The organism is Klebsiella sp. G-Nf4, from assembly GCF_002810615.1.
GTDB lineage: Bacteria > Pseudomonadota > Gammaproteobacteria > Enterobacterales > Enterobacteriaceae > Klebsiella > Klebsiella variicola.
In genome coordinates, this window is record NZ_PION01000002.1 from 270,904 (window position 1) to 297,003 (window position 26,100).

Below are 26,100 nucleotides of genomic sequence, written 5' to 3' on the forward strand. Positions count from 1 at the left end.
CTTTCCCTGGTCAGCGCGGCGCGCAGCCGGGCGACAAGTCGTGCTTTTGTAGCCCCGGTAAGGCGGTTAGCCGCCACCGGGGATGGTTGCGGAAGCCCTCTGTTTCTGACTATCCCGGATCGTGCTTGCCACAAAGGCGACCACGAACAGCGCGGAAAACAGCACCACGATAGTCGGCGCCGGCGCGCTATCGAGATAAAACGCCAGCCACACCCCTCCCGCCGAGCAGCCGATGGCCACCGCTACCGCCAGCAGCAGGGCGTGGATAAAGCGCCGCACCAGCAGGAGCGCGATCGCCCCGGGAGCAATCAGCAGCGAAATCGACAGAATAATCCCCACCGACTGCAGCGTCGCGACGATGGTCAGGGCGATCATACACAGCAGGCCGTAGTGCAACAGTCCGCCGCGCAGGCCGCTGGCTTTGGCCTGCGTCGGGTCAAAGGCGTGCAGCAAAAAATCGCGCCATTTAAGGCCGATAATCAGCGCAATCACCAGCGCGATAGCCGCCGTCTGACCAATATCGCGGAGGGATATTCCCAGCATATCGCCGAACAGGATATGGTCGAGATGAACATCGGACTGGATCGCCACGTACAGCACCAGTCCGGCGCCAAACATGCCGGAGAAGACAATCCCCATGATGGTATCGCGCTTGAGTCGGCTGTTATCGTCGAGAAAACCGGTCGTCACGGCGCACAGCAGCCCGGCGATAAACGCGCCGATGGCGAAAGGAATGCCAAGGATGTAAGCCAGCACCACGCCCGGAAAGACCGCGTGGCTCATGGCGTCGCCCATCAGCGCCCAGCCTTTGAGCACCAGAAAAACCGACAGCAGCGCGCAGGGCACGGCCACGATGATCGATACTGCTATCGCATTGACCATAAAAGGAAACTGGAACGGGGCCAGGAACAGGTTCAGCATGCGGCCTCCCTGGCGCGGCGGCGGTTAGCCAGCAGGCCGTGCTTCGGCGCGAAGATAAAGGTGATAAGGAACAACAGCGTTTGCGCGACCACGATAATGCCGCCGGTGGCGCCGTCGAGATAGTAGCTGAGCCAGGCGCCGAAGAAACTGGTCAGGCTGCCGATAGCCACGGCGATGGCCAGCAGGCGCGGAAAGCGGTCGGTTAACAGCCACGCAGTGGCCCCGGGAGTCACCACCAGGCAGATGACCAGAAAGGCGCCGACGGTCTGCAGCGCCGCCACGGTGCAGGCGGCCAGCAGGGTAAAGAACAGCAGCTTCAGGCCGCGGGTGTTCAGGCCAATCGAGCGGGCGTGGTTTTCATCGAAGAAGGTCACCATCAGATCTTTCCATTTCAGCAGCAGGATCGCCATTGAGATAAAGCCGATCGCCGCCAGCTGGATAATATCCTCCGGGGCGATGGCCAGAATATTGCCGAGGATAATGGTCTGGATATTCACCGACGTCGGATTCAACGACACCATAAACAGCCCGATCCCGAAGAAGGAGGAGAAGATCAACCCGATAATGGCATCCTCTTTCAGCCGCGAGCGCTGCTGCAAAAACAGCATGCTGCCCGCCGCCAGGCCGCCGGAGAGAAACGCGCCGAGCGCGAAAGGCAGGCCGAGCATATAGGCCCCGGCGACGCCGGGCACAATCGAGTGGGAGAGGGCGTCGCCAATCAACGACCAGCCCTTCAGCATCAGGTAGCAGGAGAGAAACGCGCAGACGCCGCCCACCAGCGCCGACACCCACATCGCATTGAGCATATAGTGATAGCCAAACGGCTCCAGCAGCCAGCTCATCGTGGGCCTCCCGCCGCGCGCCGGCTGATAAACGGCCGCTCGTCATCGGTGATAATCTGCGCTTCCCCGCCGGTCAGCGCGACGTGGCGCAGCACGCCGCTGAAAGCCCGCTCCAGATTCTCGGCGGTGAAGGTGGTTTCTGTCGGGCCGCTGGCCAGCACGGTGCCTTTCACCATCACCGTGTAATCACAAAATTCGCTCACTGACCCGAGGTTGTGGGTGGAGACCAGCATGGTACAGCCCTCATCGCGGAGCTCGCGCAGCAGGCTGATGATCCGCGCTTCGGTCTGCACATCGACGCCGGTAAAAGGCTCATCCAGCAGGATCACCTGACCCTGCTGAGCGATAGCGCGGGCAAGGAAAACGCGCTTTTTCTGCCCGCCGGAGAGCTCGCCAATTTGCCGATGGCGGTACTCGCTCATGCCCACGCGGGCCAGTGCGGCATCGACAATGTCGCGATCGCGCGGCTTTGCCCGCCGCAGCCAGCCCATATGGCCGTAACGGCCCATCATCACCACATCCTCTACCAGCACCGGGAAGGACCAGTCCACCTCTTCCGACTGCGGGACATAAGCGACCAGGTTCTGGCGCAGCGCGCGGTTGACCGGCTGGCCGAGTATGGCGATCTCGCCGTGGCCGACGCGCACAAAGCCCATCAGCGCTTTAAACAGTGTGGATTTACCCGAGCCGTTAACGCCCACCAGTGCGGCAATGGAGCCGCGTGGTACGCTGAACGAGGCGTCGCGCAGGGCGGTGTGGCCGTTGCGCCAGGTGACGGTGAGTTGGTCGACATACAGTCCCGCTTGCGCTGCATTCATGGCTGCTTCCTCATCCCGTCCTGGATACCGTTGACGATGGTTTCGGTGGTGACGCGCAGCAGGTCGAGCCAGGTCGGCACCGGGCCGTCGGCGGCGCTCAGCGAATCGACATAGAGTACGCCGCCGTAGTGGGCCCCGGCTTCGCGCGCCACCTGACGCGCCGGTTTATCGGAGATGGTGCTTTCGCTGAAGATAGTCGGGATGCGTTCTTTCTTCATGGTGTCGATAACTTTGCGCACTTGTTGCGGAGTGCCCTGCTGGTCAGCATTGATCGGCCACAGATACAGTTCGCGAAGTCCATAGTCGCGGGCCAGATAGGAGAAGGCCCCCTCGCTGGTGACCAGCCAGCGCTTATCCGCCGGTAGTTGCGCCAGTCTGGCCTGCAGCGGCGCCATCGTCTGGCGGATCTTCTCCTTATAGGCCTCGGCGTTACGGCGATAGGTGTCGGCGTGAGGCGGATCATACTTCACCAGCGCATCGCGAATGTTATCGACATAGATCAGGGCGTTATCTGCCGACATCCAGGCATGGGGATTGGGCTTCCCACTATAGGGGCCCGCGCTGATGCCCATCGGCTGGATCCCTTCGCTGACCACTACCTCCGGAACGCCCTGTAAGTGCTGATAAAAACGGGCAAACCACCGTTCGAGATTAAGCCCATTGCTGAGGATCAGCTGTGCTCCCTGCGCGCGTTTGATATCGCCCGGCGTGGGCTGGTAATCGTGGATCTCCGCGCCCGGTTTGGTGATGGAGCTGACAACGGCGGCGTCGCCGGCCACGTTCTGCGCCATATCGGCGATAATCGTGAAAGTAGTGATAACCCTGAATTTCTCCTGCGCGGTGGCCGGCGTCGCGGCCAGCAGAGCCAGCGCGCTGGCCAGCAGCAATGATTTCAGCGGTGTCAGGTGTTGCATAGGATCCCTCGCAATGGTGTGGTTAATTTCCCAGCGTTTATAGCCATTGCTATGTTATATAGCACAAGCTATTTACAAATGAAAATAATTCTTATTTGCATGCGTGGGTAATAATGAGCCGGGAAACGAAAGCGACAAGAAAGGGGGAGGCAAGGCTGGCCCGGCGCGAACCGGGCGAAGATCAAGAGATATCGGCGACCGACTGGCGCGGGATCAGGCGGCCAGCCAGCGAGCGGCCCTCGGCGGTGAAGGTTGGCCGGTCGTCAATCAGGCTGCGAATACGCTGAATACAGTTATCCAGCAGCGCCTCCAGTGGCCAGGAGATGCAGGTCAGCGGCGGGTAGAGCAGCGAGGCGAGCGGGGAGTCCTCAAGGCTCAGCAGGGAGACCTCCTGCGGGACGGCGATGGTGAATTCGCGTAACAGACGCATCGCCTCAGCCGCGTAGCGGTCGCGTTTAACGATAATGACTGAGTATTTACTGAAGCTGTTAATTAAGGTCAGCAGCGCCTGCTCGACGTCATCGTTGGCCGTCAGCACCAGCTGGCGGTTAAAAGGAATGGAGTAGTTTTGCAGGACGTTGCGGTAGCCTTCCAGCATCTGACGGCTGGCATCGTCGCTATCGCTGTCCACCAGCAGGGCGATGTTGCGGTGTCCCTTGCCAATCACATAGCGACAGGCGCTTTCGGTAGCGAAGGCGAAGTCATAGCCCTGGCTGTTGCTCCCGGCGACGCCGAAGCGGTCAAAGGCGATAACGTTGCGCGGCGCGTCGGCGGCAACGGCGCCCAGCACCACCACCGCCACGCACTGGCGCTGCAGATCGTCGATCACCGCCGCCTGCTCTACCGGATCGCTGACATACTGGACCAGCAGGCTTTTATTCAGCCCTTTCAGCGCCTGAGAGAGCAGCGGCAGCAGACGCGCGCCGTGGCTTTCGTCCTGCGCGGAAATCACCAGACCAACGTGGCTGGATGTCTGACTGGCGAGGTTTTGCGCGGCAAAGCTCGGGCGATAGTTGAGTTCTTCAACGGCTCGCAGCACAGCTTCCCGGCTCTCTTCGCGCACGCCCCGGGTGCCGGTCAGCACGCGGGAAACCGTCGCTCTTGAGACATTCGCTAATCTTGAAACATCATCAATCGTTGGCATGGCTTTTTCTGTCTGAACATTTTCGCCTAGCTTAACATACCTGCTGAAAAAAGTGTCTACCGCTGCCCGTCCGCGGCGCCGGGCAGACGGGGCAGCCAGGCCGCGCCGCGCACGCCGCTGGCGTCGCCGAAGCGGGCCGGTTTGATCTGCGTGCGGCAGGTGTCGGAGAAGATCCACGGCACGATGGCGGCAGGCAGATCGCGATAGATCTGGCTGACGTTGGACAGACCGCCGCCCAGCACAATCACCTGCGGGTCGAGAATATTGATCACCGACGCCAGGCTACGGGCAAAGGCATCGATAAAGTGTCGCCAGTGGGCCAGCGCGCGCGGATCGCCGTTTTGCGCCGCGGCGACAATGGCTTCCGCACGGGCTTGTTCCCCATAGCGGCGGGCGAAGCCGGTGCCGGAGAGAAAGCTTTCGATGCAGTTCGTTTTGCCGCAGTAGCAGGGCTGCGGCGGACCATCGCGCTCAGGAGTATAGCCCGGCAGCGGATTATGCCCCCACTCCCCGGCGATAGCGTTGGGGCCGCTGAGCAGCTGTTGATGAACGGCGATCCCGCCGCCGCAGCCGGTACCGATAATCACCCCGAAGACGGTGGAGGCCCCGGCGCCGGCGCCATCCACCGCCTCCGAAAGGGTGAAGCAGTCGGCATCGTTTGCCATCCACACCGGCTGGCCAAGCTGCTGCATGATATCCCGGCGCAGATCGTGGCCGTTGAGCACCAGGCAGTTGCAGTTTTTAATGCGCCCGCTTTGCGGATCGATAGCCCCGGGCAGGCCGATCCCCAGGGTGAATGGCTGCGGGCTGACCGCGCGAATGTCGGCAATCAGGGTCAGCAGCTGACGCATAAAGGCGTCATAGCTCTCTTTGTGGGTCGGCCGACGCAGGCGCTGGACGCATTCGCCCGCCGGATCCAGCAGAACGGCTTCCATTTTGGTGCCGCCAATATCTATTCCAAGATGTAACATAGTGACCTCGGGGAATCAGGCCCGGCCAGCGCGCCTGGCCGGGGAACGCGCTAGGCGTGAAGCGGTTGCGCGCGGTAAATCGCTATCAGTTCGGCAATCAGCTCTTTCGCCAGAATGGAGGTCATCAGGTGATCCTGAGCATGGACCATTACCAGCGTCATTTTGGTTTTTCCCTCGCCTTCGTCAGCTTCGATAAGCTGGGTCTGCACAAGGTGCGCCTCGCGGGAATAGTGAGCCGCTTCCTGCATTTTGGCGTCGGCGGTGGCGAAATCACCCGCTTTGGCGGCCTGCAGCGCTTCGTAGCACAGGCTGCGTGACTGACCGGCGTTGATGATGATCCCCATCACCTGTTCTTCTAATTCCATGATTATCCTCTGAATCGTTAGCGTTAAGCGGTTTGCGCCGCGTTGTCAGCCTGGCCGACGGCGTTTTCACGCTCCTGGGCCAGCAGCTGTTTTTCGTAAGCTTTGAGAAATGGCAGGTACATCACCATGGCGGTGGCCATACAGATGAGGCACAGGATCACCGGGCTAAAGCTCCAGTTCGCCGCCCATGAGGCGCCGATGGGGGCCGGCGTTGTCCACGGCGTCATCGACACTACGCGGCTGACGAGATCCAGCTTCAGCGCAAAGTACGCCAGGGTCGCGTTGACCATCGGCACCAGCACGAACGGCAGGAAAAACAGTGGGTTCATGATGATCGGCGCGCCGAAGAGGATCGGTTCGTTAATATTGAATACCCCCGGCACGACCCCCATCCGGCCAATCGTCCGCAGATGCACGGCCTTGCTGCGCAACAGCATCAGCGCCAGCGGCAGGGTGGAGCCGACGCCGCCGATCAGCAGATAGTGATCCCAGAAGCCCTGGACATAGATGTGCGGGATAGCGGTACCTGCCGCCATGGCCGCCTGATTGACCGACAGGTTGGCCATCCAGAACGGGTTCATGATCCCGGTGACGATCAGCGCGCCGTGGATCCCGGCGAACCACAGCACCTGACAGACCAGCACTGACAGCAGGATCGCCGGCAGCGTATCGGAGGCGGCGACCAGCGGTTTGACCAGCGACATGATCGCTTCCGGAATGATCATCCCCAGCTGAGCCTCGATAAATAGGTTCAGCGGATGCAGGGTCAGAATGATCGCCAGCACCGGGATCAGGATTTCAAACGAACGCGCCACACCGGCAGGCACTTCCGGCGGCAGGCGAATGGTGATGTTATGCCGCTTGAGGAAGGCGTACAGCTCGGTGGAATAGATGGCCACCAGAATGGCGGTGAAGATCCCCTGACCGGAGAAGTAGGCCGTAGAGATCTGGCCATCTTTCAGCGGCGCGGCGACCAGCAGAAACGACATCAGCGACAGCATCCCGGCGGTCAGCGAGTCCAGGTGATGGTGTTTGGCGAGGCTGGCGGCGATCCCGACGGCAATGAACAGGGTCATCACCCCCATGCTGAAGTTGAACGGCAGCATCAGCGCATCGCGATGATCGAGCGAAAATTGCAGCCAGGCGCGGGCAAAGCCCCACGTCGTATCCGGAGAAAACGGCGGAAAGATAAATACCAGCAAAAACGAGCCTACGATCATAAAGGGCAGGGCGGTGATAAAGCCGTCGCGGATCGAGGTCACGTATTTTTGCTGGCCGATCGCGCCGGCCAGCGGCGTGATCTGCCGTTCGATCACATCGATCAATTTAGCGTACAGAGAGCTCATGATCTTTCCTTAGTTCTTGTTTTCGATGAGGGAAAGGGCGAAATCAAGGACCGCGGCGCCTTTTTGCATGCCGTAGTCCATCATATTGATGGGTTCGACGCGGATACCGTATTTATCCGCCTGTTTTTGCAGATCCTGCTGCATGTATTTCACCTGCGGCCCCAGCAGCACCACCTGATAATGGCCAACCTGTTCGGCGAACTCCGCTACGCCATAGGCATTGATCTCTACCGGCAGGCCCCGCTGTTCGGCTTCGGCAATCATTTTTTTCATCAGCAGGCTGGTGGACATGCCTGCCGAACAACACAACATTATTTTTTTCATAAGTACCGCTCCTGATGAGGTTGGATGAGCGGACTATAGTCAAAATGGATGCATTACGGAAAGCGCTTTCCGTTTGTGGATTTATTAATTGTGACCATGATCACCTATGGCAGGCTTTCACTTTCCGGTGTTGTGGGCGATCATCCCGGCGAGACAACCATTCGCAAAGGTAGGAGTATGAACATTCAGTTAATGAATGTGGCCGTGGACATCATCGAGCAGCGGCTGGCGCCGCTGGCGAATGTTCTGACGCGCAACAACCACATTACGGCGATGCGCGATAGCTTTGCGTTGGCGATGCCCTTTGTGATTGTTGGCAGCCTGTTGGTGCCCATTTTGTTTCCGCCCGTTTCCATCGATGGCGCCTCGCGTTTCGGCCAGGTCTATTTGCTGCTGCGGCCTATCCTGCTGCCGACCTTTCAGCTAACCATTGGCCTGGTGGCGCTGATTGTGGCCTTCGGCGCCAGCGCCAGTCTCGCCAAGCAGTACCGTCTGCCGGAACGGCTCTGCGGTTTAACCGGGTGTCTGGCTTTTCTGCTGTTTATCGGCTTTCGCGAGACTGCGGTGAGCAATGTTTATCTCGGCGGCATGGGGATATTTACCGCCCTGATATCCAGCACCTATTCCATTGAGATAATTCGCTTTTTCTACAAAAAAGGCTGGTGTATTCGCTTGCCTGATGAAGTGCCGCTGATGACCCGCAATGGCTTTCAACTGCTGATCCCGCTGCTGGTGGTGATGCTGTCGATAAGCGTGATGAATGCCATACTGCTACAGACCACCGGACGCATCGTACCGGAGTTAATCAGCGAAGCAGTGCGGCCGCTGGTGCTGGCGTCCGACACGCTGATGGCGGTACTTATCTCTTTATTTATCTGTAACTTACTCTGGTTTATTGGTATCCACGGCGCGCTGATTATTACCGGGATCATGAACCCGTTCTGGATGACCTATCTGTTTGAAAATCAGCAGGCGCTGGCGGCGGGTTCGCCAACGCTGCCGCATATTTATCTGCAGGGGTTCTGGGATTTTTACCTGCTGATCGGCGGTATTGGCTCCACTTTGCCGCTGGTGCTGATGGCGATGCGCAGCCGCTCGCGGCAGCTGAAAAGCGTGGCAAAAATTGGCCTGCTGCCGTCGCTGTTTAATATCAACGAGCCAATACTGTTTGGTTTTCCGGTAATCATGAACCCGGTTTTTTTACTGCCGTTTCTCTTTGTTCCGCTGATAAATGCCTGTATCGCATGGTATTTAACTCAGCTTGGTATCCTCGACCGCGCGGTGGCGATGCTGCCATGGTCGATGCCTTCCCCGCTGGGGGCAGCATGGGCGGCGAACGGTAGCTGGAAAAATTTGTGCATGAGCCTGTTCGCGATGTTTAACGCCTGGATGCTCTATCGCCCCTTCTTCAAAGTGTACGAACGCCAGCTCGCGGAAACCGAACGCTGACCCCTCGCCGTCGGGCGGCTTATCCCCCGGCGGCACTCATTCACCTGCTCCTCCTTCCGCTCTGCTGCCCGCTCCCGGCGGCATTCTTGTTATTTTATGTGATCAGTCTCACGAATATATTCGTCGCAGAGCGAATTTTGTGAACCAGATAGGCAATTATGGAAAGCGCTTTCCGTTGGTGGATGTACATTTCCATTTTTGATCCGTAAATTTCCCCTCCGTTATCGGTTCGTGTTAACAAACATAACGTGGGAAAAAAATAATGATAAAGCTGAAACATTCAATACCTCTGGCTCTCCTCTCGCTGGCAGGGGCCAGCAGCCTGGCCTGCGCCGATCCGAAGTATGATTTTGCGCTGCATGGCTATATCCGCTCCGGGATCCTGGCGAACTCCGATGGCAACCGCGCGGACTCCGTCGGCCTGATGCCGGACGGTAAGTGGCGACTGGGCAACGAAGAAGACACCAAGATCGAACTGATCCCCACCGTGACGCTGACGGCGGACAGCGGCGTGGTGGCGAAAGTGCAGGCCAACCTCACTCACCAGTCGAAATGCACCTCCGACTGGAACTGTCAGGATGACGATGGCCATGACGTACAGTTTCGTGAAGGGTTCGCCGAGCTGAGCAATCTGGATTTTGCGCCGGAGATGACCTTCTGGGCCGGTAAGCGCTACAGCAGCTCCAACACCTCCAGCCATCAGTTCGACTGGGAGTACATTCAGTACAACGGCACCGGCGGCGGCTTCGACAACATGGATCTCGGCTTCGCCCGCTTCGACGCCGGGGTGTACGCCTTTTCACCCACCGATGAAACCAAAGCCTACCCGGTGGATAAGGGAGATCAGGGCTACCCGGATGACTATTCCCTCAACCTGTGGCTGAAAAAGATCGCGGGGACAGGCTTCGATCTGGAGCTGATCGGCCACCATATGAACCGTAACGAAAACCATCCGACTTCCGCCGAGAAGGGCTATGGCGTGACCGGTATTTATAACTTTGACGGTTTCTATGGCCTGACCGGAGGCTACTCCCGCCTCGCATTGCAGTACGGGAAAGGGCTGGCGGCGGGTGACTCGCTGGGTAAAAACGGCTGGGGCTGGGCCAACCTGGAAAACACTCAGTCCTGGCGAGTGGTGCTGGATAGCGTGGCCTCGATGGGCGACCTGGAGATCTCGACCTTCGCTTTCTGGCAGAAAGATAAAAACTACCGCTGGTGGACGGAAGATGACCATGGCTGGGGACGCTCGATGTGGGTCGCCGGTATCCGCCCTTATCATCAGATCACCCGCAACTTTGCCATGCAGTACGAGCTGGGCTACGAATACCTGGATGACAAAAACTACAAAGGGGTAAACGGCAAAGGCAAAGGCGGCCTGACCAAAGTCACCGTTGCGCCAACCCTGACCTTTGACTCCGGTTTCTGGGCACGCCCGCAGCTGCGCTTCTTCGTCACCTACGCGAAGTGGGATAAAGGTGTCTCCGATGCGCTGGACGGCAACTACAACTGGGATACCAATACCATCACCGCCGGCGGGTATTCCCGCAGTGGCTCTACCGACACCGTTAACTTCGGCGTACAGGCCGAGGTCTGGTTCTAAGGAGAGACAACGATGAAGCCGATGAAAAACCTGCTGCTGATGGGGCTGCTGTCCGCGCTGGGGGCCGGCGGGGCGCTGGCCGCCGAGCGCTCGCACTTTACGCACTTTATCACTCGCGACGGCGCCACCCTCAAGGACGGCGACAAGGTGTTTCGTTTCGCCGGGATCCACGCGCCGGAGCTGCACCGCATTGAAGACGACGCCCGCGGCCCCTGCAGAGCAGACCCGCGCGGCTGGGGACAATACTTTAAATGGCCAACGGCGCAGGAGCAGCAAAACTGGATCCAGGCGATGGTGCAAACCGGGGCGAAAGCCCAGCGCGTCTACGTGCTGTCGGTGCAGCAGGAGTTTGATAAAGCCTGCGGGCGCGAGACCCATATTCTGGCGCCGGAAACGGCGGACGGCATGCCGCGGCTGAATGAGAAAGCCATGCGGGTGTATGACAACATGATTGCCGAAGCGGATAAACAGGGATTGCGACTGATCCTGCCGTTTATTGACCACTGGTGGTGGTGGGGCGGGCGTGAGCAGCTGGCGGCGTTCTACCACGAAAAAGCGGAAGACTTTTATCGGACCGATAGCAAGACCTTCAAAGCCTATCTGGATGTGATCCGCCAGGTTATCACCCGGACAAATACTGTCACCGGCCGCGCCTATTATGATGAAAAGGCGATCATGGCCTGGGAAACCGGTAACGAGCTGGAGGATACCAACGCCGATTTCCTGCATCAGACCGCGGCGTGGATTAAAAAATGGGCCCCTCATCAGCTGGTGGTGGATGGCACCTATAAGAAAATCAATTCCTTTGCGCTGACCGACCCCAATGTAGATATCGTCAGCAATCACTATTACACCAATGCCGATAATAACCATCCCGGGCAGGTGACGCAGGATCTGCGCGCCGTCGGCGGGCAAAAAGTCTATCTCGTCGGCGAGTTTGGCCTGCTGCCGGCGGATCAACTGAACGCCATTATGCAGTCGATCGTTCACAGCGACGTCAACGGGGCGCAAGCCGCCGGCGGGCTTATCTGGGGCTTCCGCGGCCATCGTCACGACGGCGGCTTCTACTGGCATAAGGAGTCGACCGGGCACTACAGTTACCACCTGCCGGGGTTTGCCAAAGAAGGCGAAGCGAACCAGGAGCAGGCGGTGGTCGATCTGGTGCGCACGGCCGCGGCGCAGATGGCCGGGCAGCAGACGATGGCGCCGCTGCCGAAGCCGGACGCGCCTTTGCTGCGCGAGACCACCTCGCCCTTCGCGATCAACTGGATGGGAGCCGCGGTGGGACGCAGCTACGATGTCGAACGCGCCGCCTCGCCGACCGGGCCGTGGACGGTGGTGGGCCGGGATATCTCCGATGGCGTTAACGAATGGAATCCGGAAACCATGGTTCTGTTCCGCGACGATTATCGTCAGCTTCAGCTCGGGCATACGTACTACTACCGGGTGACAGCGAAAAACGAGAGCGGCCGTTCGGCTCCTTCCAATGTGATTAGCGTGCAGCATAGCGAGGAGAATCAGCCGCCGGTTGTCACGCTGGAACCGGCCCTAACCACCACGCAGGACCAGGGCGTCGAGCTTACGGCCAGCTGGCAGGACGATGGCCTGCCGTCGCGAGAGGTTAAGGTGGGCTGGCAGCACGCCGGCGATGGCCAGGTGCATTTTTGCCATGCCGATCGGGCTCAAACCCGGGCCTGGTTTACGGCGCCAGGTACCTATGCGCTGACGTTCACGGCGGACGATGGGCTGTTGAAAAGCAGCAAAACCGTGACCGTGACGGTGGGCGAAGCGGCGGGGAAAGCGCCAGCGGATTTCTGTCGTTATCAGGGCGAAGTTTATGGCGTGGCTGAGGGGCGGCTGACGGTGATGAAGAGTGATAAAGACGCGCTGACAGTTGGCGAGGACGGCTTCCTCGGCCCATTCGCCAACGAGGGGGATAAGGTCAGCTGGCAGGTGCAGGCGCCGTGGAGCGGTCAGTTCCTGCTCAATGTAACCTTCAACGGCAAATGGGGCGGTAAGCAGAACTCATTTGTCGTCAACGGGGGCGCTCCGCAGGCCGTGGCCTTCCCGCAGACGGATGAGCAGGGCCAGCAGTTGCGGATACCGGTGACGCTTAACGCGGGGACTAATCAGATTGACTTCGGCCGCTTCGCCGGCGACTGGGGCTATATGTTCATTAAATCGATCGAAGTGGTCGCAGAGTAGTACGTTCAGGCTGCGCCAGACGGGCGCAGCCTTTTTTCGAAGGAGAGGTTATGCAGCAATATCAGTTTCCGCAAGGGTTTCTATGGGGGGCGGCGGCGTCCGGCCCGCAAACGGAAGGGGTCACCAATAAGCGCCATCGTTCCATCTGGGATAGCTGGTTTGCCGAACAACCGGAGCGATTTTATCAGCAGGTAGGGCCGCAAACCGTATGTGATACTTATCATCAGTATCCGCAGGACGTGGCGCTAATGAAACAGACCGGCTTCAACTCGTTTCGCACCTCAATTCAGTGGTCACGACTGATCGCTGATTTGGAAACCGGTGCGCCGGACCCGGACGCGGTGCGTTTTTATCACGCCTATCTCGATGAGATGATCGCCAACGGCATTGAGCCGATGATCAATCTCTACCACTTTGATATGCCGGAAGCGCTGCAGAAACAGTACGGCGGCTTTGAATCGGCGCACGTGGCCGAGCTGTTTGCCCGCTTTGCCCGCACCGCCTTTAGCCTGTTTGGCCATAAGGTTAAATACTGGATAACCTTCAACGAGCCGATTGTGCCGGTTGAGGGAGGCTACCTGTACGACTTCCACTATCCATGTAAGAAAGATGGCCGGCTGGCGGCGCAGGTGGCGTTTAACATTATGCTGGCGCACGCCAAAGCGGTAACGGCTTATCGTGAACTGGCGCTGGCGGGCGAGATCGGCGTGGTGCTCAACCTGACCCCGAGCTATACCCTCACTGACAGCGACGCGGATAAAAAAGCCGCCGGGTATGCCGACCTGTTTTTTAACCGCAGCTTCCTTGACCCGCTGGTAAAACATGAATTCCCCAAAGCGCTGTGCGAGATCCTCGCCGCCCACGACTGCCTGCCGACGACCAGCAAAGACGACGTGGCGTTGATCCTCAGCGCGGATATCGATTTTCTTGGGGTGAACTATTACGTGCCGCGGCGGGTAAAAGCGCGTGAGGGCGAATATGATCTCGATTATTTCACCCCGGAATACTATTTCGAAAACGCGGTGAACCCGCAGGGCCGCTTTAATCCCTATCGTGATAACAACGAGATCCTGCCGCAGGCGATCTATGACATTGCCGCCAATATTCGCGATAACTACGGCAACATTAAGTGGTATCTCGCGGAAATCGGCATCGCGATGGATCGACAATCAGAGGGAGAGCCCGGGGCGGACGGGGTGATAGACGATAATTTCCGCATCCAGCTGATGGAGGAGCATCTGGTGCAGCTGCACCGCGCCATTGCCGACGGCGCGAACTGCTTTGGCGTACACCAGTGGACGTTTATCGACAACTGGTCGTGGATCAATGCCTTCAAACGACGCTACGGCTTCTGGCGACTGGATCTGGAGACCGGCGAGCGACAGATAAAACGCAATGCGCTGTGGTTTGCCGAACTGGCGACCAGCAACGGTTTTACCAGCGATAAATAGCGCGCTGCGCCAGCGCTCCCTCTCACCGGCGCGGAAAGGGGGAGCGCACGAGGTTACACCAGTTCGTCTTTATTAATACCCAGCCGCTTCATGCGCGACAGGAGCGTGGTGCGCTTGAGCCCCAGCCGCTGGGCGGCGCCTTTCGGCCCGGCCACCACGCCGTTGCTCTCCTTCAGCACCCGGACGATCAGCTGATATTCATCCTCACCTTCCTCAGGCAGGACCGCCGGCGTTCGAGGAACTTCCACGATCTCCCGCTCCGGCAGGGAGAGCTGCAGTACGTTGCCGCGGGTGAGTAACACCGCCCGTTCGATAACGTTTTCCAGCTCGCGCACGTTGCCCGGCCACTCCATCCGCGTCAGGGTGCGCAGGGTTTCCGCCGGAATGCTGTCGATGTTGCGCCCCATGCGGCGGGCGATTTTAAAGGTAAAGGCCTTCACCAGCAGCGGAATATCGTCGGGACGTTCGCGCAGCGGCGGCAGGTGGATGGGGAACACGTTGAGCCGATAGTAGAGATCGCTGCGGAATTCCCTGTCGATAACCATCTGCTTGAGATCGCGGTTGGTGGCGGCGATCAGCCGGACGTCGGTCTGGATCAGCTTGTTGCTCCCCAGACGTTCGAACTCCTGCTCCTGGAGGACACGCAGCAGTTTAGGTTGCAACTCCAGCGGCATATCGCCCACTTCATCAAGGAACAGGGAGCTTTTGTCCGCCAGCTCGAAGCGGCCGATACGCTGGGCGCTGGCCCCGGTGAACGCGCCGCGTTCGTGGCCGAACAGATCGCTCTCCAGCAGCCCGGCGGGCATCGCGGCGCAGTTCATCTTCACCATCCGTCGACCGTTACGCCCGCTGAGGTTGTGGATGGCGCGGGCGATAAGCTCTTTACCGGTGCCGGTTTCGCCGAGGATCAGCACGGTGCTGTCGCTGTGCGCCACCATCTCGACCTGTTTGAGCACATTGTTCATCGCCTCGCTGCGGCCGATGATCTCGCCGAATTCGCTCTCGACATTATTGAGCTGCTCGGTGAGGGCGAGGTTCTCATCCACCAGCCGCTCTTTCAGGCGCTGAATTTCGCGGTAGGCGAGGGCGTTATCGATAGCGATCGATACCCGCTCGGCGATCTGCCGCAGCAGCTTGAGATTGGTGGTGGTGAAGACCTGTTCGTCGCACTGCGCCAGCTTCAGCACCCCGAGCAGGGTATTGCCGGACATCAGCGGCAGCAGGCACAGGGTCTGGATCTTATTGCCCCACATCTCGAAGAGCATTTTCTCATACGGCGCGAGGGTGTCATGCTCGTGCAGGTTGAGCAGCAGCATCTCTTTGCTTTTGAACACGCGCTCGGTGAGGGTACCGGCTTCATCCACCTCGCTCTGGTCGTGGACGGGATGGCTGGCGTCAAGATAATGCGTGGAATAGATGTTGAGCTTCCCTTTGCGGTCGCTGCGCAGCACCACGCTGATGGCGTCGATCCGGAAGTAGCGATGGATCTCTTTCGCCACCTCGCTGACCAGCTCGTCGATATCCAGGCGTGAGAGCACCGCGTTGGTGATCGCCACCAGGATGCGAAAGTTGTCGCGCTCGTGGCACAGCAGATCGTAATCGACGTTATTGCTGACCCGGTTCTGAATTTGCTCGGTGACGACGGCGACGATCTGCGTGAAGGTATGCAGCCGCTGGAACTCTTTCTCGCTCCACGGCCGGTTGTCACGGCGCAGAAATTCACAGCCGCCGAAGATCCTCCCATCAGCCGCCAGCGGCAGCAGCGAGTAGTACCCGAACGGACGATAGAGCCCGCTGCGGATAAGCTGCGGCCAGGTGTCGGCAAAGGTCTCGTGGTCGCAATGCAGGGCATCCGGCCGGGAGAGTAAGCGGCGCACCGGACCGTGGGCGAGCACGGTTTCGTCCTCGTAGCTCACCGGGTGGCCGGCTTCATCGCAGGCATACCTGGCCGCGCGGTGGTTACCCGCGTTCCACAGGATGATGGCCGCCTCGTCGGCGAGCGCTGACTGTTGCACCAGGCGGGTGAGAGTTTCGCTCAGCGCGGCCAGATCGGGCTGCTGTAATAAAAGCCGGGTGATATCGAACAGCCCCTGCTGGCCGAGATCGCTCATCGGTGTATACGACATTGCTTACGTCCAAAACGCGCCGACAACGTGGCGCATAAGAAAATGATGGTACAAATAATAGTATGTTAATAAAGCGGTTATTGCCGCTTTAACCCCGGCTCGCGCTGCGCTTAGCCGGGCTACGTGCGCGCAGTTTTGTAGCCCGGATAAGGCGCCAGCCGCTATCCGGGACCCGACGCCGTCGTTAACAAATTCTCGGCAGCGGCTCGGCGTGGGGAAGATCGAGCGTACGCTTCACGCCGTACAGCCCAACGGAACGCACGCCCGGGCGGTCGACCACTTCGCCGATTATCGCCGCATCGCGTCCCAGTGGGTGAGACCGCAAATGCGCTAGCACGTTTTCCGCGGCCTCGCGGGCGACGGCGAGCACCAGTTTGCCTTCATTGGCGAAGTTCAGGGCGTCCAGCCCAAGCAGTTCGCAGACGCCGCGCACCGTATCGTTGACCGGCAGCGTTGCCTCCTGCAGTTCGATGCCGCAGCCGCTGGCGGCGGCGAACTCATGGGCGACGGCATTGACCCCGCCGCGGGTGGCGTCGCGCAGAGCTTTCACTCCACTCAGTGGCCGCAGGGTCTGGATAAGCGGCGTCAGCACCGCGCAATCGCTGGACAGCGCGCCGTCCAGCCCCATCTGCTCGCGCAGGTTAAGGATGGTGGCGCCATGATCCCCCAGCGTGCCGCTGACCAGTAGCACATCACCGGCGCTAATCTGCTGCGTCCCCCAGCGAACGTCCGCCGGGATGGCGCCGATGCCGGCGGTGTTAATAAACAGCTTATCCGCCGCGCCGCGCGGCACCACTTTAGTGTCGCCGGTGACGATGGCGATCCCTGCCGCCCGGGCGGTGTCGGCCATGCTGGCGACCACCGCTTCCAGGGTGGCCATCTCCAGCCCCTCTTCGAGAATAAAGCCGCAGGAAAGATAGCGGGGGATGGCGCCGCTGACCGCCACATCGTTGGCGGTACCGCAGACGGCCAGCTTGCCGATATTGCCGCCGGGAAAGAACAGCGGGTCAATCACGTAGCTGTCGGTGGAGAAGGCGAGGCGGTCCCCCTGGGCGGCGAGCGCCGCCAGATCGAGGCGCGCCTGATCCTCCTGCTCCGCCAGCCAGGGGTTGGCGAAGGCCTGCATAAACAGGTCGCCGATCAGCTGCTGCATTGCCTGACCGCCGCTACCGTGGGCTAACTGGACGCTTTTCATGCTTCATTTTCCTGACTGCGATATTGATACCAGGCGGCGCAGGCCCCTTCTGAGGAGACCATCAGCGCGCCAAAGGCGCTTTGCGGATTGCAGGTGCGGGCGAAGAGCGGGCACTGGTGCGGTTTACAGCGGCCGGTCAGCACCTCGCCGCAGCGGGCCCGCGGGTCGTCGCACACGCGCTGCGGCGCCGGGCGGAAATGCGCCTCGGCATCGAAGCGCTGATAGGCTGGCGTAAGCTGCACGCCGGAGTCGCTAATGACCCCCAGGCCGCGCCATTCGCTGTCGCCATCCAGGCGAAAGACGTCGGCCATCGCCGCTTGCGCCAGCGGGTTGCCGGCATCCGGCACCACGCGACGGTACTGATTTTCCACATCGCTGCGCTGCGCTATTGTCTGCTCAACCAGCATCACCGCGCCTTGCAGTAGATCAAGCGGTTCGAAACCAGCGACCACTAAAGGACGATGATAGTCGCTGGCGATAAAGCCGTAGGCTTCGGTGCCGATCACCATACTGACGTGGCCCGGGGCGAGAAAGGCGTCGATACTGTTGTCCGGCTGATCCAGCAGGCTGCGCAGGGTCGGCAGCAGGGTGATGTGCTGGCAGAAAAAGTAGAAGTTATCGACGTTGCGCTCCCGCGCCTGACGCAGGGTGAGGGCGGTGGCGGGCATGGTGGTTTCGAAACCGAGGCCGAAAAAGACCACCTCACGCTGCGGGTTTTGCTGCGCCAGCCGCAGGGCGTCCATCGGCGAGTAAACGATGCGGACATCGGCGCCGCGGGATTTCGCCTGCAGCAGCGAGCCGTTTTTACCTGGCACGCGCATGGCGTCGCCGAAGGTACAGAAGATCACCCCCGGGCGGCTGGCGATCTCAATGCAGGCGTCGATACGCCCCATCGGCAGGACGCATACCGGGCAGCCGGGCCCATGAATAAATTCAATATTCTCCGGCAACAGCTGGTCGAGACCGAACTTAAAAATGGCATGGGTATGGCCGCCGCAGACCTCCATAATGCGCAGCGGTCGCGCGGCGGTGTGCGGCAGCAGATGGGCACGCTGCTGAAGATGGGCCACCAGCTGCATGACCTGCTCGGAGGCGCGGTATTCGTCAACGTAACGCATTATCGCTCCTCGCCGTACAGCAGGGCGCCGACGTCCGGCTCCACGTCAAACATATTTTGCAGCGCCTCGAGAGTGTCGCGCGCTTCGGCTTCATTGATCACGCTCATGGCGAACCCAACGTGCACCAGCACCCACTGGCCGAGACGCGTCTGACCCTGCTCGTCAACGGCGCCCACCAGCGTCAGGTCGACGTCGCGCTGAATGCCACAGACTTCCACCTTCGCCAGCACGCCGTCGATGGCGCAAATTTGTCCCGGAATGCCTATGCACATCGCTGCGTCTCCAGCCAGGTGAGCCACTGCTCCATGCCTTCGCCGCTGGTGGCCGAGAGGAGAATAATCTCAATATGCGGATTGACCTCACGGGCGCAGGCCAGGCACTTCTCAACGTCGAAATTGAGATACGGCAGCAGGTCGACTTTGTTGAGCAGCATCAGGCTGGCGGCGGCAAACATATGTGGATATTTCAGCGGCTTGTCTTCGCCTTCGGTGACCGACAGCACTGCCACCTTATGGCGTTCGCCAAGATCAAAGCTGGCCGGGCAGACCAGGTTGCCGACGTTTTCGATAAACAGAATGCCGTGGTCAGCCAGCGGCAGGCGCGGGGCGGCGTCGGCGATCATCTGGGCATCGAGATGGCAGCCTTTCCCGGTATTGACCTGAATCGCCGGGGTGCCGGTGGCGCGAATGCGGGCGGCGTCATTGACCGTTTGCTGATCGCCTTCAATCACCGCGCAGTCGGCGCGTCCTTTCAGCCGGGTGAGGGTTTCGGTCAGCAGGGTGGTTTTACCGGAGCCGGGGCTGGAAACCAGATTCAGCACCAGCTGCTGTTTCGCCGCAAAGCGTGCGCGGTTGCGCGCCGCCAGACGGTTGTTTTTATCCAGCACGTCGATCTCCACTTCCAGCATCCGCCGCTGGCTCTGCCCCGGGGCGTGAGTCCCAGCTTCGCCATGGCCGTAATGCAGGTCGCCCTCTGGCGTGCGGGTGGGGGCGAAGTGATCGGTTTTGACACCGGTGATGGTCATCGTCTGGCGTGGGGCGGGCGCGAAGGGGGCGCTGCGGAACGCGGAATGCGGGTTTCGTTCGTCTCCTTCAATATAGAGGTTGCCTTCGCCACAGCCGCATGTTGTACACATAGTTTACTCCAGTTCTAAACGCTGAATCTGTAAGCCGTCGTCCGCCACGATCTGTAGCTGGTCGTTATTGCAGAGCGGGCAGCGGCGGACGTGCTGCGAGACAAGCTGGACATACTGCTGGCAGCGTTCGCACCAGCATTCAGCCTGTTGTTCGGCGATATGCAGTTCGCACCCCTCCGCCAGCGTGCCCCGGCAGACCAGCTCAAAGCAGAAGGTCAGGGCGCTGGCTTCCACGCAGGAAAATGCGCCGACCTTGAGCCACACGCCGGTCACCCGTCGCGCGCCGGCCTGCTGCGCCTGTTGTTCAATAATTTCCAGCGCCCGCTGGCTGAGGGTGATTTCGTGCATAGTCGCCTCCGTATCGCGATGCGCCTTATATGCAATAACTATGCCAGAACGAAATCGTCGTGGCCGTCGATGTCGATGTCGACGCCCCGGGGCTGTCATCGACATGTCGCGTCGGCAGGGATGAATACAAAAACATAGTTAAATCAATTAAATAAAACCTGGCATGAAAAATGCTTAAAGGGTGCATCTCATGCTACGGAGAAACCGATATGACTATTTGGGAAATAAGTGAAAAGGCGGATTACATCGCCGACCGTCACCGGCAACAGCAGGAACAGTGGCACATCTACTGTAACTCGCTGGTTCAGGGGATCACCCTGTCGAAGGCCCGCCTGCATCATGCGATGAGCTGCGCGCCGGATAAAGAGCTGTGCTTCGTGCTGTTCGGCCATTTTCAGGTGTTTGTCGCGCTGGCGGAAGGCTTTAACAGCCACACCATCGAATACTACGTCGAAAACAAAGGCGGCGGTGATAAGCACCTGATTGCTCAGGCCACGCTGGCGGCAGATGGCACGGTGGACGGGCGGATCAGCAACCGCTCCCGCGACCAGGTGCTGGAGCACTATCTGGCGATTATCGCCACCGTCTATGACCGTCTGTATGACGCCATGGAGCAAGACCAACCGGTGGATTTAAGCCATCTGGCCCTGACCCACTGATCGCGAGGTGTCGACACGTGTCGAAAATGACACCTGCGCAACCTGATTTCGTCAAAAATGACTTTCACCCGAGGATGACCCGGTGAACCGTTTTGTAATTGCTGACTCCACTGTCTGTATCGGCTGCCGCACCTGCGAAGCCGCCTGCTCTGAGACGCATCGCCAGCACGGCCTGCAGGCTATGCCGCGGCTGCAGGTGATGCGTAATGAAAAAGAATCGGCACCGCAGATGTGCCACCACTGCGAAGATGCCCCCTGCGCCGCCGTCTGCCCGGTTAACGCCATCCAGCGCGTCGATGGCGCCGTCCAGCTCAACGAGAGCCTGTGCGTAAGCTGCAAACTGTGCGGCATTGCCTGCCCGTTCGGCGCCATTGAATTTTCCGGCAGCCGCCCGCTGGATATCCCGGCGAATGCCAATACCCGGCTGGCCCCCCCCGCGCCGCCGGCGCCGGCCCGCGTCAGCTCGCTGCTCGACTGGGTGCCCGGCGTGCGCGCCATTGCTGTGAAATGCGACCTCTGCCACTTCGATGACCAGGGCCCGGCCTGCGTGCGGACCTGCCCGACCAACGCGCTGCTGTTGGTGGATAGCCGGGATATCGCCCAGGCCAGCAAGCGTAAACGCCAGCTGACCTTTAATACCGACCTTGGCGACTTGTCGATGTTCCAGGCGCAACAGGGGGAGAGGGAATGAGTGTAATGGGATTAGTCAATCAGGCGGTGATGTGGTACGCCGCCAGCGCCGTGCTGGCCTTTGTGTTTGCCATGCGTAAACCGCTCAGCGGCGCTATTGCCGGGATCGGCGGCGCGGTGGCCAGCGCCATGCTGGTGGTTGCCGGCGGCGCAGCGCTCTTGATGCCGGAACGGATCCACGGCGGCATGCTGCAGTTTCTGCATCTGACGATGCGGGTGGGCGGTGTCAACGCGCTGTGGCTGCTGGCCATCGGCCTGTCGGCGCTGCCGGTGTCGCTGTTTAACATTAGCTGGCATCGCCATCCGCAGGTGAAGGCCAACGGCCTGCTGGTCAACCTGCTGCTGGCCGCCGCCACCTGCGCGGTGGTGGTGACCAATATCGGTTCGCTGGTGGTGATGGCGGAGATCATGGCGCTCTGCGCGGCGTTTCTCACCGGCTGCGCCGCTTCCGGTAAGCTGTGGTTTGCCCTGGGGCGTCTCGGCACGTTGCTGATGGCCTGGACCTGCTGGCTGGTGTGGTCGACCTACGGCACCCTCGAGCTGGCGCAGATCAACCTCCAGGCAGTGGATATGATGCAGAACCCGCTGCTGTGGCTGCCGGGACTGGTGGGGTTCGCCCTGCTGGCCGGGGCGATCCCGCTGCACGGCTGGGCGCCGCAGGCTCACGCCGGGGCCAGCGCGCCGGCCGCCGCGCTGTTTTCCACCGTGGTGATGAAGGTCGGTCTGTACGGCATGCTGACCGTCTCGCTGGCCGGCGGCGTGCCGCCGCTGTGGTGGGGCGTCATGCTGCTGGCGCTGGGGATGATCACCGCCTTCATCGGCGGGCTGTATGCCCTGATGGAGCATAACATTCAGCGTCTGCTGGCCTATCACACCCTGGAGAACATCGGCATTATCCTGCTGGGTCTGGGCGCCTTCGTCACCGGCGTGGCGACCCGCAACAGCACGCTGATGGTGCTGGGCTTTATCGGCGGTATGTATCACCTGATTAACCACAGCCTGTTCAAAACCACGCTATTTCTTGGCGCCGGGGCGGTGTGGTTCCGCACCGGCCATCGCGATATCGAGAAGCTGGGCGGCATCGGTAAAAAAATGCCGTTGATCTCCCTCGCCATGCTGGTGGGGCTGATGGCAATGGCGGCCCTGCCGCCGTTGAACGGCTTCGCCGGCGAGTGGGTTATCTATCAGTCCTTCTTCAAAATGAGCACCGGCGATCTGTTTATTGGCCGTCTGCTGGGGCCGCTGCTGGCCGTCGGCCTGGCGATCACCGGCGCACTGGCGGTGATGTGTATGGCGAAAGTCTATGGCGTGACCTTCCTCGGCGCGCCGCGGACGAAAGAGGCGGAAAACGCCACCTGCGCTCCCTGGCTGATGACCCTGAGCGTGGTGCTGGCGGCGGTCTTCTGCCTCGTTGGCGGCATCGCCGCACCGTGGCTGCTGCCGCTGGTGAGCGGCGCCTTCCCGGTGCAGGCCCAGGTGTCGAGCGTGGTATCGCAGCCGATGATCGCGCTGCTGCTTATCGCCTGCCCGCTGCTGCCGTTCCTGCTGATGATCTTCTTTAAAGGCGATCGCCTGGCGGCGCGCTCGCGCGGCGCGGCGTGGGTCTGCGGTTATGACCATGAGCAGTCGATGGTGGTGACGGCCCACGGCTTCGCCATGCCGGTGAAAGAAGCCTTTGCGCCGCTGCTGAAGCTGCGCCACTGGCTAAACCCGGTGCGTCTGGTGCCGGGCTGGCAATCGGCCTCGGCGCCAGCGCTGCTGCGCGGGATCGCGCTGGTTGAGCTGGCGGTGCTGGTGGTGATTGTCATTTCGCGAGGAGCCTGAGAATGAGTTTGTTAATTGCATTGCTACAGGCGCTGGTGCTGTTTGCCGTCGCGCCGCTGTTGTCCGGGATCGTTCGCGTCGCCCGCGCGCGGCTGCATAACCGCCGCGGACCGGGGGTACTGCAGGAGTATCGCGATATCCTGAAACTGCTGGGCCGCCAGAGCGTGGGTCCTGACGCCTCGGGCTGGGTGTTCCGCCTGACGCCGTACGTCATGGTGGGCGTGATGTTGACCATCGCCACCGCGCTGCCGGTGGTGACGGTGGACTCTCCGCTGCCGGTGCTCGGGGATCTCATCACCCTGATCTACCTGTTCGCCATCGCCCGTTTCTTCTTTGCCATTTCTGGTCTGGACACCGGCAGCCCGTTTACCGCGCTGGGCAGCAGTCGCGAAGCGATGCTTGGCGTGCTGGTGGAGCCGATCCTGCTGCTGGGCCTGTGGGTGGCAGCGCAGGTCGCCGGCTCGACCCATATCAGCACCATCACCGATACCCTTTACCACTGGCCGGCGGCGCGCAGCATTCCACTGATTCTGGCGCTGTGCGCCTGCGCCTTCGCCACCTTTATTGAGATGGGCAAACTGCCGTTCGATCTGGCGGAAGCGGAGCAGGAGCTGCAGGAGGGCCCGCTATCGGAATACAGCGGCAGCGGCTTTGGCATCCTGAAGTGGGGCATCAGCCTCAAACAGCTGGTGGTGCTGCAGATGTTTGTCGGGGTCTTTTTCCCGTGGGGCCAGATGACCAGCTTCAGCGTCGGCGGCCTGCTGTTGGCGCTGGTGGTCGCCGTCGTCAAGCTGGTGGTCGGGGTGCTGATTATCGCGTTGTTTGAAAACAGCATGGCGCGTCTGCGTTTTTGTGCCACCTCCCGCGTCACCTGGGCCGGGTTTGGTTTTGCCTTTTTAGCTTTCGTCTCCTTGCTGGTGGCGTGATTAAGAGAGTTTGAGCATGTCTGAAGAAAAAATCGGTCAACACTATCTTGCGGCGCTGCACCAGGCCTTTCCGGGCGTGGTGCTGGACGAAGCCTGGCAGACCAAAGACCAGTTAACCCTCACCGTGAAGGTCAACTACCTGCCGGAAGTGGTGGAGTTTCTCTACTACCAGCAGGGCGGCTGGCTGTCGGTGCTGTTCGGCAACGATGAACGTAAGCTGAACGGCCACTACGCGGTCTATTACGTGCTGTCGATGGAGCAGGGCACCAAATGCTGGATCACCGTGCGCGTGGAAGTGGATGCCAACAAACCGGAATACCCGTCGGTGACGCCGCGTGTCCCGGCGGCGGTGTGGGGCGAGCGCGAAGTGCGCGATATGTACGGCCTGGTGCCGGTCGGCCTGCCGGACGAACGTCGTCTGGTGCTACCGGACGACTGGCCGGACGAACTCTATCCGCTGCGCAAAGACAGCATGGACTATCGCCAGCGTCCGGCGCCGACCACCGACGCGGAAACCTACGAGTTCATTAACGAGCTCGGCAGCAAGAAAAACAACGTGGTGCCGATCGGCCCGCTGCACGTCACCTCTGATGAACCTGGCCACTTCCGCCTGTTCGTTGACGGCGAGAACATTATCGACGCCGACTACCGCCTGTTCTACGTCCATCGCGGGATGGAAAAGCTGGCGGAAACCCGCATGGGTTATAACGAAGTGACCTTTCTGTCGGACCGGGTGTGCGGCATCTGCGGCTTCGCCCACAGTACCGCTTACACCACCTCGGTGGAGAACGCGATGGGCATCGTGGTGCCGGAGCGGGCGCAGATGATCCGCGCCATTCTGCTGGAGGTGGAACGCCTGCACTCGCATCTGCTGAACCTCGGTCTGGCCTGCCACTTTACCGGCTTTGACTCCGGCTTTATGCAGTTCTTCCGCGTGCGCGAAACCTCAATGAAGATGGCGGAAATTCTCACCGGCGCACGTAAAACCTACGGCCTGAACCTGATCGGCGGGATCCGCCGCGACCTGCTGAAAGAGGACATGATCCAGACCCGTCAGCTGGCGCAGCAGATGCGCCGAGACGTGCAGGAGCTGGTGGATATGCTGCTCAGCACGCCGAATATGGAACAGCGTACCGTCGGTATTGGCCGTCTGGATCCGGAAATCGCCCGCGACTTTAGTAACGTCGGCCCGATGGTGCGCGCCAGCGGCCACGCCCGCGACACCCGCGCCGACCACCCGTTTGTCGGCTACGGCCTGCTGCCGATGGAAGTCCACAGCGAGCAGGGTTGCGACGTGATATCTCGCCTCAAGGTGCGGATCAACGAGGTTTATACCGCGCTGAATATGATTGATTTCGGTCTCGATAACCTGCCGGGCGGCCCGCTGATGGTGGAAGGGTTCACCTATATTCCGCACCGCTTCGCACTGGGCTTCTCCGAGGCGCCGCGCGGCGACGATATCCACTGGAGCATGACCGGCGACAACCAGAAACTGTACCGCTGGCGCTGCCGGGCGGCGACCTACGCCAACTGGCCGACCCTGCGCTATATGCTGCGCGGCAACACCGTTTCCGATGCGCCGCTGATCATCGGCAGCCTCGACCCGTGCTACTCCTGTACCGACCGCATGACCGTTGTCGACGTACGCAAGAAGAAGAGCAAAGTGGTGCCGTACAAAGAGCTGGAGCGCTACAGCATCGAGCGTAAAAACTCGCCGCTGAAATAAGGA

General features: G+C 60.5%; 24 protein-coding genes. 9 read left to right on the plus strand and 15 right to left on the minus strand.

Features of this window, described 5'->3' with window-relative positions; all coding sequences use genetic code 11:
* Window positions 1-66: 66 nt before the first annotated feature.
* From CWM57_RS07420 to CWM57_RS07460, 9 genes are all read right to left on the minus strand, one after another.
* Window positions 67-921, minus strand: coding sequence for a metal ABC transporter permease (locus tag CWM57_RS07420; protein ID WP_100675845.1), 855 nt, complete (start codon window positions 919-921; stop codon window positions 67-69).
* Window positions 915-1,763, minus strand: a complete 849-nt coding sequence (gene sitC, locus CWM57_RS07425) for an iron/manganese ABC transporter permease subunit SitC (RefSeq protein WP_023319000.1) — start codon at window positions 1,761-1,763, stop codon at window positions 915-917. Before sitC ends, CWM57_RS07420 begins: the two co-directional genes overlap by 7 nt.
* Window positions 1,760-2,581, minus strand: coding sequence for a manganese/iron ABC transporter ATP-binding protein (locus CWM57_RS07430; protein WP_100675846.1), 822 nt, complete (start codon window positions 2,579-2,581; stop codon window positions 1,760-1,762). Before CWM57_RS07430 ends, sitC begins: the two co-directional genes overlap by 4 nt.
* Window positions 2,578-3,495 (minus strand): metal ABC transporter substrate-binding protein, encoded by a 918-nt coding sequence (locus tag CWM57_RS07435; RefSeq protein WP_100631360.1) that lies wholly within the window; start codon window positions 3,493-3,495, stop codon window positions 2,578-2,580. The genes CWM57_RS07430 and CWM57_RS07435 overlap by 4 nt, the downstream gene beginning before the upstream one ends.
* A 181-nt stretch (window positions 3,496-3,676) precedes the next feature.
* A complete protein-coding gene (locus tag CWM57_RS07440) occupies window positions 3,677-4,639 on the minus strand; it encodes a LacI family DNA-binding transcriptional regulator (RefSeq protein ID WP_002915031.1) in 963 nt (320 codons plus the stop codon).
* A 56-nt stretch (window positions 4,640-4,695) separates the two neighbouring features.
* On the minus strand, window positions 4,696-5,610 hold the full coding sequence (locus CWM57_RS07445; protein ID WP_012540756.1) for an ROK family protein: 915 nt from the start codon (window positions 5,608-5,610) through the stop codon (window positions 4,696-4,698).
* 50 nt (window positions 5,611-5,660) lie between these two features.
* A complete protein-coding gene (locus CWM57_RS07450) occupies window positions 5,661-5,975 on the minus strand; it encodes a PTS lactose/cellobiose transporter subunit IIA (RefSeq protein ID WP_100631361.1) in 315 nt (104 codons plus the stop codon).
* 23 nt (window positions 5,976-5,998) lie between these two features.
* Window positions 5,999-7,321 carry a PTS cellobiose transporter subunit IIC gene (locus CWM57_RS07455; protein WP_004145789.1) on the minus strand — a complete coding sequence of 441 codons (1,323 nt, stop codon included), beginning with the start codon at window positions 7,319-7,321 and terminating at the stop codon, window positions 5,999-6,001.
* A 9-nt stretch (window positions 7,322-7,330) separates the two neighbouring features.
* The gene (locus CWM57_RS07460; protein ID WP_002914979.1) at window positions 7,331-7,645 is read right to left on the minus strand and encodes a PTS sugar transporter subunit IIB; all 315 of its coding nucleotides are present in this window, start codon (window positions 7,643-7,645) and stop codon (window positions 7,331-7,333) included.
* Between the two features lie 177 nt (window positions 7,646-7,822).
* Here CWM57_RS07460 and CWM57_RS07465 point away from each other — a divergent pair, with 177 nt between their 5' ends.
* From CWM57_RS07465 to CWM57_RS07485, 4 genes are all read left to right on the plus strand, one after another.
* Window positions 7,823-9,094: a PTS sugar transporter subunit IIC gene (locus tag CWM57_RS07465; protein WP_100675847.1), complete on the plus strand. Its 1,272-nt coding sequence runs from the start codon at window positions 7,823-7,825 to the stop codon at window positions 9,092-9,094.
* Between the two features lie 262 nt (window positions 9,095-9,356).
* Window positions 9,357-10,694, plus strand: coding sequence for a maltoporin (locus tag CWM57_RS07475; protein ID WP_008806192.1), 1,338 nt, complete (start codon window positions 9,357-9,359; stop codon window positions 10,692-10,694).
* A 12-nt stretch (window positions 10,695-10,706) separates the two neighbouring features.
* Complete coding sequence (locus tag CWM57_RS07480; protein ID WP_100675849.1) at window positions 10,707-12,899, plus strand: CBM35 domain-containing protein; 2,193 nt, start codon at window positions 10,707-10,709, stop codon at window positions 12,897-12,899.
* Window positions 12,900-12,949: 50 nt separating this feature from the next.
* Window positions 12,950-14,350 (plus strand): glycoside hydrolase family 1 protein, encoded by a 1,401-nt coding sequence (locus CWM57_RS07485; RefSeq protein ID WP_016161704.1) that lies wholly within the window; start codon window positions 12,950-12,952, stop codon window positions 14,348-14,350.
* Window positions 14,351-14,403: 53 nt separating this feature from the next.
* On the opposite strand, the gene flhA is transcribed toward CWM57_RS07485, so the two are convergent.
* The 6 genes from flhA to hypA all read right to left on the minus strand — a co-directional run bounded on the left by flhA (window position 14,404) and on the right by hypA (window position 20,272).
* Window positions 14,404-16,476, minus strand: a complete 2,073-nt coding sequence (gene flhA / locus CWM57_RS07490; protein ID WP_008806189.1) for a formate hydrogenlyase transcriptional activator FlhA — start codon at window positions 16,474-16,476, stop codon at window positions 14,404-14,406.
* 184 nt (window positions 16,477-16,660) lie between these two features.
* Window positions 16,661-17,671: a hydrogenase expression/formation protein HypE gene (gene hypE, locus CWM57_RS07495; RefSeq protein WP_008806188.1), complete on the minus strand. Its 1,011-nt coding sequence runs from the start codon at window positions 17,669-17,671 to the stop codon at window positions 16,661-16,663.
* Window positions 17,668-18,789, minus strand: coding sequence for a hydrogenase formation protein HypD (hypD, locus tag CWM57_RS07500; protein WP_100675850.1), 1,122 nt, complete (start codon window positions 18,787-18,789; stop codon window positions 17,668-17,670). The genes hypE and hypD overlap by 4 nt, the downstream gene beginning before the upstream one ends.
* Window positions 18,789-19,061 carry a HypC/HybG/HupF family hydrogenase formation chaperone gene (locus CWM57_RS07505; RefSeq protein WP_022064696.1) on the minus strand — a complete coding sequence of 91 codons (273 nt, stop codon included), beginning with the start codon at window positions 19,059-19,061 and terminating at the stop codon, window positions 18,789-18,791. Before CWM57_RS07505 ends, hypD begins: the two co-directional genes overlap by 1 nt.
* A complete protein-coding gene (gene hypB, locus CWM57_RS07510) occupies window positions 19,052-19,924 on the minus strand; it encodes a hydrogenase nickel incorporation protein HypB (RefSeq protein WP_008806186.1) in 873 nt (290 codons plus the stop codon). Before hypB ends, CWM57_RS07505 begins: the two co-directional genes overlap by 10 nt.
* A 3-nt stretch (window positions 19,925-19,927) precedes the next feature.
* Window positions 19,928-20,272 carry a hydrogenase maturation nickel metallochaperone HypA gene (gene hypA, locus CWM57_RS07515; RefSeq protein WP_100675851.1) on the minus strand — a complete coding sequence of 115 codons (345 nt, stop codon included), beginning with the start codon at window positions 20,270-20,272 and terminating at the stop codon, window positions 19,928-19,930.
* A 209-nt stretch (window positions 20,273-20,481) separates the two neighbouring features.
* Between hypA and hycA the strand changes: the two genes are divergently transcribed.
* The 5 genes from hycA (at window position 20,482) to hycE (ending at window position 26,097) form a co-directional block, all read left to right on the plus strand.
* A complete protein-coding gene (hycA, locus tag CWM57_RS07520; protein WP_100675852.1) occupies window positions 20,482-20,931 on the plus strand; it encodes a formate hydrogenlyase regulator HycA in 450 nt (149 codons plus the stop codon).
* Window positions 20,932-21,013: 82 nt separating this feature from the next.
* Window positions 21,014-21,622, plus strand: a complete 609-nt coding sequence (locus CWM57_RS07530) for a 4Fe-4S dicluster domain-containing protein (protein ID WP_100631367.1) — start codon at window positions 21,014-21,016, stop codon at window positions 21,620-21,622.
* Window positions 21,619-23,445, plus strand: a complete 1,827-nt coding sequence (gene hycC, locus CWM57_RS07535; RefSeq protein ID WP_100631368.1) for a formate hydrogenlyase subunit 3 — start codon at window positions 21,619-21,621, stop codon at window positions 23,443-23,445. Before CWM57_RS07530 ends, hycC begins: the two co-directional genes overlap by 4 nt.
* 2 nt (window positions 23,446-23,447) lie before the next feature.
* Window positions 23,448-24,371 carry a respiratory chain complex I subunit 1 family protein gene (locus CWM57_RS07540; RefSeq protein ID WP_046882467.1) on the plus strand — a complete coding sequence of 308 codons (924 nt, stop codon included), beginning with the start codon at window positions 23,448-23,450 and terminating at the stop codon, window positions 24,369-24,371.
* 16 nt (window positions 24,372-24,387) lie between these two features.
* Window positions 24,388-26,097, plus strand: a complete 1,710-nt coding sequence (gene hycE, locus CWM57_RS07545; RefSeq protein WP_100675853.1) for a formate hydrogenlyase subunit HycE — start codon at window positions 24,388-24,390, stop codon at window positions 26,095-26,097.
* Window positions 26,098-26,100: the final 3 nt, after the last annotated feature.

Bases quoted from the DNA above. Each gene is read 5' to 3' on its own strand.
- CWM57_RS07420 (WP_100675845.1), bottom strand. From the start codon at position 921: ATGCTGAACCTGTTCCTGGCCCCGTTCCAGTTTCCTTTTATGGTCAAT.
- sitC (WP_023319000.1), bottom strand. From the start codon at position 1,763: ATGAGCTGGCTGCTGGAGCCGTTTGGCTATCACTATATGCTCAATGCG.
- CWM57_RS07430 (WP_100675846.1), bottom strand. From the start codon at position 2,581: ATGAATGCAGCGCAAGCGGGACTGTATGTCGACCAACTCACCGTCACC.
- CWM57_RS07435 (WP_100631360.1), bottom strand. From the start codon at position 3,495: ATGCAACACCTGACACCGCTGAAATCATTGCTGCTGGCCAGCGCGCTG.
- CWM57_RS07440 (WP_002915031.1), bottom strand. From the start codon at position 4,639: ATGCCAACGATTGATGATGTTTCAAGATTAGCGAATGTCTCAAGAGCG.
- CWM57_RS07445 (WP_012540756.1), bottom strand. From the start codon at position 5,610: ATGTTACATCTTGGAATAGATATTGGCGGCACCAAAATGGAAGCCGTT.
- CWM57_RS07450 (WP_100631361.1), bottom strand. From the start codon at position 5,975: ATGGAATTAGAAGAACAGGTGATGGGGATCATCATCAACGCCGGTCAG.
- CWM57_RS07455 (WP_004145789.1), bottom strand. From the start codon at position 7,321: ATGAGCTCTCTGTACGCTAAATTGATCGATGTGATCGAACGGCAGATC.
- CWM57_RS07460 (WP_002914979.1), bottom strand. From the start codon at position 7,645: ATGAAAAAAATAATGTTGTGTTGTTCGGCAGGCATGTCCACCAGCCTG.
- CWM57_RS07465 (WP_100675847.1), top strand. From the start codon at position 7,823: ATGAACATTCAGTTAATGAATGTGGCCGTGGACATCATCGAGCAGCGG.
- CWM57_RS07475 (WP_008806192.1), top strand. From the start codon at position 9,357: ATGATAAAGCTGAAACATTCAATACCTCTGGCTCTCCTCTCGCTGGCA.
- CWM57_RS07480 (WP_100675849.1), top strand. From the start codon at position 10,707: ATGAAGCCGATGAAAAACCTGCTGCTGATGGGGCTGCTGTCCGCGCTG.
- CWM57_RS07485 (WP_016161704.1), top strand. From the start codon at position 12,950: ATGCAGCAATATCAGTTTCCGCAAGGGTTTCTATGGGGGGCGGCGGCG.
- flhA (WP_008806189.1), bottom strand. From the start codon at position 16,476: ATGTCGTATACACCGATGAGCGATCTCGGCCAGCAGGGGCTGTTCGAT.
- hypE (WP_008806188.1), bottom strand. From the start codon at position 17,671: ATGAAAAGCGTCCAGTTAGCCCACGGTAGCGGCGGTCAGGCAATGCAG.
- hypD (WP_100675850.1), bottom strand. From the start codon at position 18,789: ATGCGTTACGTTGACGAATACCGCGCCTCCGAGCAGGTCATGCAGCTG.
- CWM57_RS07505 (WP_022064696.1), bottom strand. From the start codon at position 19,061: ATGTGCATAGGCATTCCGGGACAAATTTGCGCCATCGACGGCGTGCTG.
- hypB (WP_008806186.1), bottom strand. From the start codon at position 19,924: ATGTGTACAACATGCGGCTGTGGCGAAGGCAACCTCTATATTGAAGGA.
- hypA (WP_100675851.1), bottom strand. From the start codon at position 20,272: ATGCACGAAATCACCCTCAGCCAGCGGGCGCTGGAAATTATTGAACAA.
- hycA (WP_100675852.1), top strand. From the start codon at position 20,482: ATGACTATTTGGGAAATAAGTGAAAAGGCGGATTACATCGCCGACCGT.
- hycC (WP_100631368.1), top strand. From the start codon at position 21,619: ATGAGTGTAATGGGATTAGTCAATCAGGCGGTGATGTGGTACGCCGCC.
- CWM57_RS07540 (WP_046882467.1), top strand. From the start codon at position 23,448: ATGAGTTTGTTAATTGCATTGCTACAGGCGCTGGTGCTGTTTGCCGTC.
- hycE (WP_100675853.1), top strand. From the start codon at position 24,388: ATGTCTGAAGAAAAAATCGGTCAACACTATCTTGCGGCGCTGCACCAG.